The 12,672-nt window shown below is 42.6% G+C and carries 14 protein-coding genes; 11 read left to right on the top strand and 3 right to left on the bottom strand.

The features are described from left to right. The first annotated feature begins 259 nt into the window (after positions 1 to 259). Together DET59_RS12735 and nikC are read left to right on the top strand one after the other, a co-directional pair. A complete protein-coding gene (locus tag DET59_RS12735; protein ID WP_113970039.1) occupies positions 260 to 1,264 on the top strand; it encodes an ABC transporter permease in 1,005 nt (334 codons plus the stop codon). Positions 1,265 to 1,292: 28 nt separating this feature from the next. Next, positions 1,293 to 2,189 (top strand): nickel transporter permease, encoded by an 897-nt coding sequence (gene nikC, locus DET59_RS12730; RefSeq protein ID WP_113970038.1) that lies wholly within the window; start codon positions 1,293 to 1,295, stop codon positions 2,187 to 2,189. A 48-nt stretch (positions 2,190 to 2,237) separates the two neighbouring features. On the opposite strand, the gene DET59_RS12725 is transcribed toward nikC, so the two are convergent. Both DET59_RS12725 and DET59_RS12720 read right to left on the bottom strand, forming a co-directional pair. Next, positions 2,238 to 3,320, bottom strand: coding sequence for an FUSC family protein (locus DET59_RS12725; protein ID WP_113970037.1), 1,083 nt, complete (start codon positions 3,318 to 3,320; stop codon positions 2,238 to 2,240). Between the two features lie 254 nt (positions 3,321 to 3,574). Beyond that, a complete protein-coding gene (locus tag DET59_RS12720; protein ID WP_113970036.1) occupies positions 3,575 to 4,861 on the bottom strand; it encodes a glutamate-1-semialdehyde 2,1-aminomutase in 1,287 nt (428 codons plus the stop codon). Between the two features lie 200 nt (positions 4,862 to 5,061). Here DET59_RS12720 and DET59_RS12715 point away from each other — a divergent pair, with 200 nt between their 5' ends. From DET59_RS12715 to perR, 8 genes are all read left to right on the top strand, one after another. Then, positions 5,062 to 6,072, top strand: coding sequence for an ABC transporter ATP-binding protein (locus DET59_RS12715; RefSeq protein WP_113970035.1), 1,011 nt, complete (start codon positions 5,062 to 5,064; stop codon positions 6,070 to 6,072). Between the two features lie 49 nt (positions 6,073 to 6,121). Then, positions 6,122 to 6,913 carry an ABC transporter permease gene (locus tag DET59_RS12710; RefSeq protein ID WP_113970034.1) on the top strand — a complete coding sequence of 264 codons (792 nt, stop codon included), beginning with the start codon at positions 6,122 to 6,124 and terminating at the stop codon, positions 6,911 to 6,913. 3 nt (positions 6,914 to 6,916) lie between these two features. Beyond that, positions 6,917 to 7,702: an ABC transporter permease gene (locus DET59_RS12705; RefSeq protein ID WP_113970033.1), complete on the top strand. Its 786-nt coding sequence runs from the start codon at positions 6,917 to 6,919 to the stop codon at positions 7,700 to 7,702. A 61-nt stretch (positions 7,703 to 7,763) separates the two neighbouring features. Next, on the top strand, positions 7,764 to 8,168 hold the full coding sequence (locus tag DET59_RS12700) for an ion channel (protein WP_113970032.1): 405 nt from the start codon (positions 7,764 to 7,766) through the stop codon (positions 8,166 to 8,168). 71 nt (positions 8,169 to 8,239) lie between these two features. Continuing rightward, positions 8,240 to 8,704, top strand: coding sequence for a thioredoxin-dependent thiol peroxidase (gene bcp, locus DET59_RS12695; RefSeq protein ID WP_113970031.1), 465 nt, complete (start codon positions 8,240 to 8,242; stop codon positions 8,702 to 8,704). Between the two features lie 226 nt (positions 8,705 to 8,930). Beyond that, positions 8,931 to 9,881, top strand: coding sequence for a D-2-hydroxyacid dehydrogenase (locus DET59_RS12690; RefSeq protein WP_113970030.1), 951 nt, complete (start codon positions 8,931 to 8,933; stop codon positions 9,879 to 9,881). A gap of 1 nt (position 9,882) precedes the next feature. After that, entirely contained in the window at positions 9,883 to 10,431 is a 549-nt protein-coding gene (locus tag DET59_RS12685; protein ID WP_113970029.1) for a cob(I)yrinic acid a,c-diamide adenosyltransferase, read from the top strand. 93 nt (positions 10,432 to 10,524) lie between these two features. Next, positions 10,525 to 10,965, top strand: coding sequence for a peroxide-responsive transcriptional repressor PerR (perR, locus tag DET59_RS12680; protein ID WP_397540941.1), 441 nt, complete (start codon positions 10,525 to 10,527; stop codon positions 10,963 to 10,965). 82 nt (positions 10,966 to 11,047) lie between these two features. On the opposite strand, the gene DET59_RS12675 is transcribed toward perR, so the two are convergent. Next, entirely contained in the window at positions 11,048 to 11,395 is a 348-nt protein-coding gene (locus DET59_RS12675) for a YgzB family protein (protein WP_113970027.1), read from the bottom strand. 154 nt (positions 11,396 to 11,549) lie between these two features. Between DET59_RS12675 and DET59_RS12670 the strand changes: the two genes are divergently transcribed. After that, positions 11,550 to 12,416 (top strand): nucleotidyltransferase-like protein, encoded by an 867-nt coding sequence (locus DET59_RS12670; protein ID WP_113970026.1) that lies wholly within the window; start codon positions 11,550 to 11,552, stop codon positions 12,414 to 12,416. The last annotated feature ends 256 nt before the right edge of the window (positions 12,417 to 12,672 follow it).

The raw sequence follows: 12,672 nt of genomic DNA, 5'->3' as shown, positions 1-12,672 counted from the left end.
GAAAAGCGGAGGGGCTTTGCCCAGAGGCGACAAGCATAAGGCAAGTCCACCGGAAAGGCGCCTTTTGCCTTTTTGGTGGGCTGGCCTTATGACCTCGAGCCTCTAAGCCCCGCAGCTGGACAGGTAAAAAAGCGGAGGGGCTTTGCCCAGAGGCGACAAGCATTTCCGAGCAATCCTTAATGAATACCAAACCTGCTATTTTCCTAATCTAACTAACATTACAAGAAAATCAGAATCTCCACATAGAGAGGTGAACATGATGTTCCAATACACCATTCGTCGATTATTACAGCTCATTCCTGTTTTGCTGGGAATGACTCTTATCGTTTTTTCAATCATTCGTGCCATTCCCGGCGATCCAGCTCAGGTCATTCTTGGGCAACAGGCTACGAAAGAAGCAGTAGCCGCGTTAAGAGATCAGTTGGGGCTCGATAATGCCTGGTATATCCAGTATATAGACTATTTAAAAGGATTATTGACCGGGGATTTAGGCAGTTCCCTTAGAACCAAGACGGAAGTTTCAGCTGAAATCTGGCCATATTTGGCCGCTACCGCCGAGTTAGCGATCGTGGCCATCATCATAGCGATCTTTATTGGAGTGAACGCAGGAATCATCAGTGCCTGGTTTCAAAACTCCTGGTTCGATTATACAGCCATGATCCTGGCCCTTATCGGTGTTTCCATGCCGATCTTCTGGTTAGGGTTGATGGAGCAATGGATATTCGGTATTCAGCTTGACATTCTTCCTACAACTGGAAGGGAGAATATACGAAACCCTGTTGATTCGGTTACCAACTTCTATATTCTCGATACCCTTATTCAAGGTCGGTTTGATCAGCTTGGTGAGGTACTGAAGCACATCATTCTGCCGGGAATTGCTCTGGCAACCATCCCTATGGCAATCATTGCACGTATGACACGTTCCAGTATGCTGGAGGTCATGCGCTCAGATTATATTCGTACAGCTCGTGCCAAGGGTCTGAAGATGTTCTGGGTAGTGTACAAGCACTCGCTGAAAAATGCCATCATTCCGGTATTGACCGTCATTGGCTTGCAGATGGGCCTTCTCCTGGGAGGAGCGATCTTAACCGAAACCATCTTCGGCTGGCCTGGAATCGGCCGTTATATTTATGAAGCGATTGGTTACCGCGATTATCCTGTAGTGCAATCTGGCATCCTGGTAGTCGCAACGATTTTCGTCACGATTAACTTAATTGTCGATCTACTTTATGCTGCTGTGGATCCACGTATTAAATACAACTAACATCAATAGAAGAAAGAGGTGAACTCTCATGGCAGAAGTAGCAGAACCGCAAAAGGAGCTTCATCCTTCTTTGGAAGAAGAAACGGTATCTCCCTGGAAGGAAGCATGGAAAAGCTTTAAGAAAAACAAAATTGCATTAGTAGGTTTTTGTATCGTTCTTTTCTTCGTGATTTTAGCAATTGCGGCTCCAGTCATTGCACCACAAGGTATTAATGATCAAGATTTATCCAAAAGGCTCCAAGCACCTTCCTCTGAGCATTGGTTAGGGACGGATGACTTCGGTCGGGATATATTATCAAGAATCATCCACGGAGCACGCATCTCCTTATGGGTAGGATTCTTCGCGGTTATCGGTTCTTCAGTAGTAGGAAGTCTATTGGGGATCGTAGCAGGCTATTACGGCAGGTGGGTCGATACCATCATCTCCCGTATCTTTGATATTATGCTTGCATTTCCGAGTATCCTGTTAGCGATAGCAGTCGTAGCTGCTCTTGGGCCTTCCCTGAGAAATGCTTTAATTGCTATTGCCATCATCAATATTCCGAACTTTGGACGACTCATCCGTTCGAGGGTGTTGAGTGTGAAGCAGGAGGAGTATGTAATGGCTGCGAAAGCCATCGGGATGAGCGACTTTCGTATTCTCTTCAGTCACGTATTGCCAAATAGTATGGCTCCAATCATCGTGCAAGGCACTCTTGCCATTGCGACTGCCATCATTGAAGCAGCAGCACTCGGTTTCCTTGGTCTTGGAGCTCAGGCTCCTGAACCTGAATGGGGAAAGATGCTGTCTGATGCAAGGCAATATATGCTGCAAGCTCCGTGGACAATGATCTTCCCGGGACTTGCCATCATGCTGACGGTACTGGGATTCAACTTGATGGGGGACGGGCTTCGGGATGCCCTTGATCCTAAAATGAAAAACTAAATAGAACAAAAAAACGGAGCAAAGGATGTGATTTCCTTTGCTCCGTTTTTATTCTTCTTCTTCCCCAATCATCACTTCATTGTCTTCTTTATGATACGATTGGAAGCTTGTGATGAGTTTTTCCAGGTGCTCTAAATGCTCATCGTATTCAAAGATAGCCGAGAAAATATGAAGCAGATGGAAGTTATGAATATTTTCATCTTTACTATGCTGTTTTACTTCCTGGATCATGATATTCATCAGTTCTTTTCGATGCATGCACACATCCTGCTGGGCTTCTGATTCAGCATGCGGATGCATTTTTCCAAGGAACTTTAACAGGAGCTGTTCATGGTAGGTGAGAAGACAATCAAGCTGTCCCTTGATCACTCCACGTAATTCATCCGGCAATTGGAAAATTTCATTTTCATACCGGTTCAATCGCTTCAAAATGTCAAAGCTTCGATTCGTAGATGAAATCATCTGACGGAAAATGACAAGTTTACGACTTTTGACAATCGAATTTTTCTTGAAATAATCCCGTTCTTCTTTATAAAGAAGATATAATTGATCGACCTTAATAAGTTTTTCTTTAATGCGCTCCAAGTCTTTTTTCAGAAGGTGGAACTCTGTTGCGTGCCTTGAACTTAACCTGATCCACTTTAAGATTTCCTCTGTTGAATCAGATATTTTATGATAAAGCTTCGTTTCGTATTTTGGCGGCAGGAAAATCAAGTTAATAATGAAAGATGAGAACACACCGATCATGATGGTTGAGAAACGGATAAATGCAAATTGAATAAAGTCCTGGTCCGTCACTTCCATAATCGCGATCAACGTCACCAGGGCCAGGCCGATCGTGTTTTGCAGCTTTAATTTAAGAATGATGGCAATGGCTATGACAGCAGCGAGACCTACAATAAGGGGATTGCTGCCGAATAAGAGTACAAAGATAACGGCAATCCCGGCACCGATCAGGTTTGCTTGAATCTGTTCGATGATCGATAGATATGAGCGATAAATGGTGGGCTGTACGGCAAAGACCGCCGCGATTCCAGCAAAAACTGGAGAAGGTATGCCCAATAGCTGCGATACAAGTAAAGCTAATACAATCGCAATTCCCGTTTTAAGGATGCGAGCACCAAGTTTCATGGAATTAGGATCCTTTCTTGTGTAACATTTTAATAAACAATACTGTACTATACATGTACTTACAAGTAATATCAATAGGAAAATTTAAATTAGTTTCTACAAAATATGTACCTTTTTGAGGAAGGGAATAAACAAATCGCAGCAGCGGAATTCTTCTCCCGAATGAATAGATATGCCATGGAGGGAAGAGTTATTCTACGAAATCAATAATAAAGACTGCCCCACGCAGGTGGAGCAGTCTTCAGGTTCTTCTATTATAATTGTGCAAATGCACGATCGACAGCTTCGATCGTTTCCTGAATATCTTCTTTTGTATGAGCGGTCGTAATAAACCATGCTTCATATTTAGAAGGAGCAAGATTGATTCCCTGATCAAGCATCAGCTTAAAGAACTTCGCAAACATTTCTCCATCGGTCGCTTCAGCTTGCTCATAGTTCTCCACTTTCTCTGTAGTAAAGTAAAGTGTGAGAGCACCTTTCAATCTGTTAATGGAGATAGGTGCGTTATGTTTTTCGGCTGCTGTAAGGATCCCTTTTTCAAGCATTTCTCCGAGTTTATCAAGCTTCTCATACACGCCTTCTTCTTTTAACACTTCAAGGCAGGCAATACCTGAAAGGATGGAGGCGGGATTTCCTGCCATTGTACCTGCTTGATACGCAGGACCTAACGGGGCGACCTGTTCCATGATTTCTTTCTTCCCGCCGTAAGCCCCGATTGGAAGGCCACCGCCGATGATTTTCCCCAGCGCCGTTAAGTCAGGCTTCACCTTTAACATATCCTGAGCTCCGCCATACATGAAGCGAAATGCCGTAATGACTTCATCATAGATGACAAGGGAACCGGCAATATGAGTAATGTCATTCACTTGCTCAAGAAAGCCTTCTTTTGGTTCTACAATTCCGAAGTTCCCTACGATGGGTTCCACAAGGACTGCTGCAATTTGATCTCCCCATTTTTCCATTGCTGCTTTAAAGGGTTCGATGTCGTTGAATGGAACCGTGATGACTTCCTGGGCGATACTCTTAGGAACACCGGCAGAATCAGGGGTTCCTAATGTAGATGGTCCAGATCCGGCTGCAACCAGTACCAGATCTGAGTGACCGTGATAGCAGCCTGCGAATTTAATGACTTTGTCTTTCCCGGTGTATGCTCTTGCAACACGAATCGTTGTCATCACCGCTTCAGTCCCGGAATTTACAAATCGAACCTTGTCCATATAAGGCATTGCTTCTTTGATCATTTTGGCAAACTTCACTTCATGACGGGTAGGGGTTCCGTAAAGGACTCCGTTTTCCGCCGCTGTTTTGATCGCTTCTGTAATATGTGGGTGAGCGTGTCCAGTGATGATAGGTCCGTATGCTGCCAGATAATCGATGTATTTATTTCCGTCTACATCCCAGAAATATGCGCCTTGACCCCTTTCCATTGCAACCGGCGAGCCTCCGCCCACTGCTTTATATGAGCGTGACGGGCTGTTCACTCCTCCTACGATATGTTCCAATGCTTCTGTATGTAAAGTTTCTGATTCCGTATATTTCATGATTTCCTCCTGAATATATGTATTTAGCTATCTATTACTCTTCTATTGTAGTACGGTCTTTTCCACTTTAGCAAATAGGGAATCATTGGGCACACTAATTTTCAAGCAGACTGTTCTAAGGGAAACAGTTCTCTGTGGTACACTATTCTTTGTTTGTAAAAGAGGGACCGATACTTTTTTTGAAATTAGGAGGACGCCATATGAATGCAATCGAAGTACATCACTTGCGTAAGGAATTCAAGGCTTTTTCAAGTCGTTCCGGACTTAAAGGAGCCTTTCGGGATTTATTTACGCGTAATTATAAGATCGTTCCTGCGGTGAATGATATCTCATTTAATGTGAAGCAGGGGGAGATGGTTGGGTACATCGGTGAAAATGGAGCCGGAAAATCCACTACGATCAAGATGCTGACGGGGATCTTGACACCGACCGGGGGAGAGTTGACCGTCAATGGAATGAATCCTCATCGTGATCGGGAAAAATTCGTTCAGACGATCGGGGTCGTGTTTGGGCAGCGTTCCCAGCTCTGGTGGGATATTGCGGTTCAGGAATCCTTTCAGCTCTTAAAGAAAGTGTACAAAGTCCCTGATCAACAATACAAAGCACATATGGATCATGTGATTGAAACGCTGGATATCGCGCCACTACTGGACAAACCGGTCCGTAAATTATCACTGGGGCAGCGAATGAGATGTGAATTGGCAGCGGCTCTTGTCCATAATCCGCCTTTACTTTTCTTGGATGAACCTACAATTGGATTGGATGTTCTGGTGAAACTGAAAATCCGCCAATTCTTGAAAGAAATAAACGAGAAGTATAATACTACGATTCTACTAACCACCCATGATTTAACCGACATCGAAGCTCTTTGTGAACGGGTCGTGATGTTGGATGAAGGGAAAATCATTTATGACGGGGCTCTGAGTCAGCTTAAAGAAAATTGGGGAGATCAAAAGGAAGTCGTGTTTCAATTTCTGGACGATACGTCTCTGTCCGCTTTATCCGATCTTACAAAGAATCAAAACATCTCCTGGTCTTTTGATGAGAAAAAGCAGAGCTATTCAGCACTAATTGAAGCGGATGATGAAGTCATCTCACAACTGATAACGAAAATCGTTGCGAGTTTCAAAGTGAAAGACATGAAGATAGAAGAAACGACTACCGAGGAGATCATACGGAACATCTATGAAAAAGGGGCTGTGACGAGATGAGTTTGGGAATAGAAGCTATCGGTTCAGCTCCAGTGTCCGGGAGGGTATCATGGCTAAGTATATAGAAATGATTCGCATCCGCTTTCTCATGATGCTGGCGTACCGAACTAATTATTATAGTGGAATATTAATATACAGTATCAATATTGGAGCTTACTATTTCTTGTGGCAGGCCATCTACGGAGGAAAAAGTGATATTGAAGGATTATCCATCATTCAAATGACGACCTATGTGGCCGTTTCCTGGATGGCGAGGGCCTTTTATTTTAATAATATCGACCGTGAAATCGCTCAGGAAATTAAAGAAGGAAAAGTGGCAGTTGAATTTATCAGGCCCTATAACTATTTGGGAATGAAGACGATGCAGGGACTCGGAGAGGGAGTCTTCAGACTGTTGTTTTTCTCGTTCCCGGGAATGATTATTGTCAGCCTCATCTTCCCGCTACAATTCGGTACAGGGTTTGATACATTGGGCTTATTTGCAATTTCGATCCTGTTTAGCTTCATTATCAATACACAAATCAATTTACTGACGGGTATCACGACCTTTTTCTTATTTAATAATGATGGTCTCATCCGGGCGAAACGAGTGGTCATTGATTTGTTTTCCGGCTTACTGCTGCCGATTCATTTTTTTCCGCTTTGGGCGCAAGATGTGATGGGCTACTTACCGTTCCAGAGTATAAGTTATGTTCCCAGCATGATTTTCACCAATGGCTTTACGACTTCTGAATCATTCAATGCGATTCTTATGCAGGGCGTATGGTCGTTGATCCTTCTCATACCGATCAAGATACTCTGGGTCATGGCAAAAAAACAAATGATTATTCAAGGAGGGTGACCGATGTTTTATGTAAGGATGTTTTTTCAATATGTCGCCCAATATATGAAGATCAGGCTGCAATACAGGGCCGACCTGGTTGTCGAGATTCTTTCTGATTTACTGTTTCAGGCAGTTAACCTCGTATTTATCCTGGTCGTGTTTGGCCATACTCAGCTTCTGAGCGGATGGACAAGAGACGAAATTATATTCATATATGGTTTCTTCCTGGTCCCGTTTGCACTATTCAGTTCGTTCTTCAACATTTGGGACTTTAACGACCGGTATGTGGTGAAGGGAGAGTTCGACCGGATCCTGACCCGTCCCATACACAGCTTATTTCAAATCATCTTAGAGCGAATGGAACTGGAGTCGCTTTTCGGAGTGATAACGGGCCTCGCAGTGATGTTCTACGCCGGGGGGAGACTGGATATTACCTTTGAATGGTACGAACCCGTATTATTTATCCTCTTTGTAATCGGGGGAGCTCTTGTGTATGCAGGAATCTTCATCGCCCTTGCAAGCATCGGGTTCTGGTCGGATGCGAAAACGTCGATCATGCCGATGATGTACAATATCGGTAACTATGGAAGATACCCCGTTGATATCTATAATAAAGTGATTCGTTTCATATTAACGTGGATTCTTCCATTCGCGTTTGTTGGAGTCTATCCATCTGCCTTTTTCCTGGAAAAGACGGAATGGTATCCTTATTCGTTTCTGACGCCATTTGTGGGCATCGGTTTTTTCATCTTCTCGATCGTGTTATGGAATGAAGGAGTGAAACGATACAGGGGTGCAGGTAACTAGAATGAATCTGAAGTATTAAGCGTACATATAGGAAGACAAGCAGAAAAAAGAGGGTATGTACATGCTTTATATCATCGGTTTTTTCATTTTGTTCTGTATGGTGATGAGTTTACGGGCCTTATTTTATCCTTCAAGGTGGAAAGAGCATCACGTTTCACTTCATCATTTTCTCTTTTTAGGAATGAGTTATATCACGATTATGGTTGGATTCGGTCTTTTGTTTGCTCTCCTTGAGCTTGAAGGAGTTCCGATTCTCGTTGAAGGAGGAAAACCCTTAACGGGAGACTTCCTCGATCATTTTTTCACCACGATGTATTTCAGCGGCATCACCCTTTTCTCAGTAGGATACGGGGATGTAACCCCTGTTGGGATCGGGAGGGGAATTGCCCTCATTGAGTCATGGCTCGGTTACACCATACCTGCCGCCTTTGTCGTGAAATCATTTTTAAACTACGAAAACAAGTAGCATATGGTTTGAGTTTTTCACTTTCTTTGGGTACGCTAAAGTTAGAAATTATTCATTGGAGGGGAAGACACATGACAGTGGGTCAAAAAGCACCGGAATTTGAATTACTTGCAAGTAATGGAGAAAAGGTGAAGCTTTCAGATTATCAGGGGAAAAACGTGGTTCTTTATTTCTATCCAAAGGACATGACTCCAGGTTGTACGACAGAAGCATGTGATTTCAGGGATCACCATGAAAACTTTGAGAATCTCGATGCCGTTATCTTAGGGGTGAGTCCGGATCCCGTTGATAAGCATGAAAAGTTTGTGGACAAGCATGGACTTCCGTTCCTTCTGCTTGTGGATGAAGATCATAAGGTGGCAGAGGAATACGGCGTGTGGAAGCTGAAGAAGAACTTCGGGAAGGAATATATGGGCATTGAACGTTCTACCTTTATTATCGATAAAGAAGGAAACCTGTCAAAGGAATGGAGAAAGGTGAAAGTGAAGGGACATGTGGAGGAAGCTCTTCAATACATTCAAGAGAATCTTTCCTGAACCTATTTTTAAGCCTATTTTGAGAAGCTTGAGGCTTTTGTCCATTCACAAGAGAGGTAAAGACATATAGTAAGAGTAGGGCAACCTCCTCAAATAAGTCAGTCTCATCCGTTGAAGGATCGACCAGGTCGATCCTCTTTTTTTATGCTTTTAAAGAGGCTACAAAATAGGGTGATACGGTATAAATATGGTAAAATAATGGGCAATAGGGATGGGAGGCAGCTGCATGAAAATTATCTTCACATTTCAACCTAAGGAAGAGTTTATCTCAGAGTTAAAGAATAGCTTCCAAGAGGTTGAGTTTCTTTTTTATAAAAAAATCAAAGAAGCGGAGAAAGAACTTCCAGAAGCAGAAGTGATTGTCACTATGGGGGAAGATTTGACCGACTTTCACATTGAAAAGAGTAAGAAATGCAAATGGATCATGGTCACCTCAGCAGGACTTGAGAAGATGCCATTTAAAGCCATCAAAAAAAGAGGCATCCTGGTGACCAATGCAAGGGGTATTCATAGAATTCCTATGGCTGAGTTTACAATCGGATTGATGCTTCAGCATGCAAAACAGCTTCAAGCGGTATGGAAGCAGGAAAAGGATAGCGTGTGGAGCAGAAGACTTCCAACCTCAGAACTTCATGAAGCGTCTCTCCTAATTCTAGGGGCAGGAGCGATCGGGGGAGAAATCGCACGGTTGGGAAAAGCGTTTCATATGAAAGTGACGGGTGTGAATTCTTCCGGCACTCCTGCAAAACATTTTGACAGTATGTTCACCCTGAAGACATTTCAGACGGAGCTTGGAAATGCCGATTACATTCTATCCGTTCTGCCCAGTACTGAGAAAACGAAGCATCTCCTGCAGGTTGAGCACTTTGAACAAATGAAGGACACGGCTGTTTTCATCAATATAGGCCGTGGTGATCTCGTGGAGGAATCCGTTCTCCTTGAAGTAAGTGAAAAGAAGTTAATACAACACATGTACCTTGATGTATTTGACAAGGAACCATTACCCAAGGATCACCCGTTCTGGGAGAATGAGGGCATAACGGTGACACCTCATCTTTCCAGCATCACAAAGAAATACATGCCAAGAGCACTTGAAATTTTTAAAAAGAATGTAACTACATATCGTAACAATAGTGAAAACTATATAAACGTGATCGATGCAGAGAGGGGATATTAGGATGAAAATTTATACGAAAACCGGAGACAAGGGAACGACGTCGTTGGTATATGGAACCAGAGTGTCAAAAAAAGATCAGCGGGTTGAGGCATACGGGACATGCGATGAAGCGAATTCCATGATCGGCTTAGGTCTAAGCTACCTTAAAGCTGAATACTTTGATGGAAAAGAGAAGTTTGAGGAGTTCTTTCATAAGGTACAAACCATTCTCTTTCATGTTGGAGCGGAACTGGCTACTCCTGCAGGAAAAGATGTGAAATGGAAGCTTGAAGAATCACATCTTAAAGAACTGGAAGAGCAAATCGACTTTCTTGATGGTGCCCTGACGCCCCTTAGCAATTTCATCCTTCCAGGTGGTCAGCCTGCCGGAGCTGCCCTTCATACAGCCAGAACCATTGTGAGAAGAGCCGAAAGGGAAGCGGTTGGAATTGATGAAGCCATTAATCCGTTGGTCCTTTCTTATCTGAACAGACTTTCTGACTATCTATTCGTTGCAGGCCGCTATATAAACCAGCAGCTTGGGGAACAAGAGAAAAACTTACATGAGTAGCCAGGGAGAAAGATTGACAAAGGGGACCGTTGATTAGTACACTATTTATAAAGATTATAAAATAATAATTCTTATGAAAAGAGGTGCATGACGATGTCTGAAGAAGGACAATTAAAAGAAGCGATTTCGACATTGAAGGAAACGGGAGTCCGTATCACTCCTCAACGTCATGCGATATTAGAGTATCTCATTGATTCAATGGCTCATCCAACTGCCGATGACATATATAAAGCACTCGAAGGGAAATTCCCCAACATGAGTGTCGCTACTGTTTATAATAACTTACGCGTATTCCGTGAAGTAGGCTTAGTGAAAGAGTTGACCTACGGTGATGCTTCAAGTCGCTTCGATTTTGTGACAACCGATCATTACCATGTCATCTGTGATGGCTGCGGGAAAATCGTTGACTTCCATTATCCCGGACTGGATGAAGTTGAACAATTGGCTTCCCATGTGACAGGTTTCAAGGTGAATAACCACCGAATGGAAATCTACGGAACATGTTCTGACTGCTCTATAAAGGAAACCCACTAGATAAGGATGGTCCCAATATCAGGGCCATTCTTTTTTTGATGCCAAAAAAGACCTTCATCAGAAGGTCTTTTCTCAATTGGGTTTATCTTTGCTTTTTGTTATAGTCCTCATCAAACTCTTCGCCTTCCAAGTTCGGATCAAGAGTTAACGGTTCATTACAATACATACACATGTCTACTCGCCCAAGGACCTTTGTGGCCTTCCCGCAATTAGGACATGTGACTTGAACAGCCTTCGTGGATAGCATCCCGATCCAGAAATACACAACCGTGCTTCCGATGATTGCCAGAAAACCCAGCAGCATGAATGTTGTCATAACCCATGGATGTTCTCTAAAATATATACCTACGTACATAATGATAAATCCGATGAAAACCAAACTTAAGGCAAACGTACGGATTTTATTAATTTTACTCGAATACTTAGCCATTTGTTTGTCCCTCCTAAAAAAATACTATACCATAATTGTTGTAAGAAGAGGGATACGAAACCGTTTTGTCGAAAAATGACTATATTCAGAGAAGGAAATCGTCTTTGAATGTCGAAATAGTAACCAACCAATGAGTGATGTGGAGGAGTATGAAATGGAAGATATTTTACGACCGTTATACCAAGAGCGTACAAGTCACCCCAATACTTTAGGAGCGCTTTTAATAGAACAAAGCAAGAAATCCAGTCCGTTGACGGATACTTTTGATATTGTCCTTTTTCTAGTGGTGAAAGAAGCTGAAGAACCAGTATTCATAAAGCACTATTCTTATAAAGAACAGAAGGCAGCCTTACATATCGTAACGGAAGCTAAGCTGAATGAGTGGATTTTACTCGGGTCCAACCGCAAAGTGATTGACTGGCTATTTAATGGCAAGATGCTGTTCGATCGCAACGAATATATTCATAATCTTAAAACAGAACTGAGGGATTTCCCCTTTTATGGTAGAAAGATAAAGATGGGGATGGAATTTGCCAAGTTGATCCGTCGTTACATGGACGGTAAAGAATTCTTTGAAAGTAAGCATTATTTAGATGCCTATAATCACATCGTTCATTCCTTACACCATCTGGCCAGGCTCGCGGTTATCGAAAACGGATTCCATCCGGAGGTAACAGTATGGAACCAGGTGAAACAAATAGAGCCTGAAATCTACAAGCTGTATGAAGAACTCGTAACAAGCGATGAAGAGATCGATAAACGACTTGAACTGCTGTTTCTGGCAAGCGAGTTTCTCATTCACTCAAGAACGAAGGTTTCAACGGAACATCTATTAAACATCCTGGACCAGAAAGAACATTGGACATTCCAGGACCTTCTCAATCATTCAGAGGCAAAGCATTATTCAGTAGATTTAAGCATGCTCATTGAATATTTGACAGACAAAGGATTCGTTGAAATTGTAAATGTAGAAACAAAGGGACAGGGGATTTATCACCGTTATTATCGAGCAGTGAAATAATTATAGTGAAATATTAATTATTCGTTGACTTCAATATGAAACCTTGTTATATTAGTAAATGTCGCTGCTGAACGACGACAACGAGCGGTCAGTGGCGACTTAAAAATCTTAAAAAGTTGTTGACATTAACTCCATAACTTGGTAAGATAAAAAAGTCGCTTAAACGAAGCGATTGCACATTGAACCTTGAAAACTGAACAAAACAAGACAATACGTCAACGTTAATTCTAGATTTATTTTTAAAGAGCTATTCAAA

It is taken from the genome of Rossellomorea aquimaris, assembly GCF_003315075.1.
In the GTDB taxonomy this organism is placed as follows: domain Bacteria; phylum Bacillota; class Bacilli; order Bacillales; family Bacillaceae_B; genus Rossellomorea; species Rossellomorea aquimaris_C.
The sequence above is the reverse complement of the archived record's forward strand: the minus strand, read 5'-3'. Positions and strand labels throughout refer to the sequence as shown.

Bases quoted from the DNA above. Each gene is read 5' to 3' on its own strand.
- DET59_RS12735 (WP_113970039.1), top strand. From the start codon at position 260: ATGTTCCAATACACCATTCGTCGATTATTACAGCTCATTCCTGTTTTG.
- nikC (WP_113970038.1), top strand. From the start codon at position 1,293: ATGGCAGAAGTAGCAGAACCGCAAAAGGAGCTTCATCCTTCTTTGGAA.
- DET59_RS12725 (WP_113970037.1), bottom strand. From the start codon at position 3,320: ATGAAACTTGGTGCTCGCATCCTTAAAACGGGAATTGCGATTGTATTA.
- DET59_RS12720 (WP_113970036.1), bottom strand. From the start codon at position 4,861: ATGAAATATACGGAATCAGAAACTTTACATACAGAAGCATTGGAACAT.
- DET59_RS12715 (WP_113970035.1), top strand. From the start codon at position 5,062: ATGAATGCAATCGAAGTACATCACTTGCGTAAGGAATTCAAGGCTTTT.
- DET59_RS12710 (WP_113970034.1), top strand. From the start codon at position 6,122: ATGGCTAAGTATATAGAAATGATTCGCATCCGCTTTCTCATGATGCTG.
- DET59_RS12705 (WP_113970033.1), top strand. From the start codon at position 6,917: ATGTTTTATGTAAGGATGTTTTTTCAATATGTCGCCCAATATATGAAG.
- DET59_RS12700 (WP_113970032.1), top strand. From the start codon at position 7,764: ATGCTTTATATCATCGGTTTTTTCATTTTGTTCTGTATGGTGATGAGT.
- bcp (WP_113970031.1), top strand. From the start codon at position 8,240: ATGACAGTGGGTCAAAAAGCACCGGAATTTGAATTACTTGCAAGTAAT.
- DET59_RS12690 (WP_113970030.1), top strand. From the start codon at position 8,931: ATGAAAATTATCTTCACATTTCAACCTAAGGAAGAGTTTATCTCAGAG.
- DET59_RS12685 (WP_113970029.1), top strand. From the start codon at position 9,883: ATGAAAATTTATACGAAAACCGGAGACAAGGGAACGACGTCGTTGGTA.
- perR (WP_397540941.1), top strand. From the start codon at position 10,525: ATGTCTGAAGAAGGACAATTAAAAGAAGCGATTTCGACATTGAAGGAA.
- DET59_RS12675 (WP_113970027.1), bottom strand. From the start codon at position 11,395: ATGGCTAAGTATTCGAGTAAAATTAATAAAATCCGTACGTTTGCCTTA.
- DET59_RS12670 (WP_113970026.1), top strand. From the start codon at position 11,550: ATGGAAGATATTTTACGACCGTTATACCAAGAGCGTACAAGTCACCCC.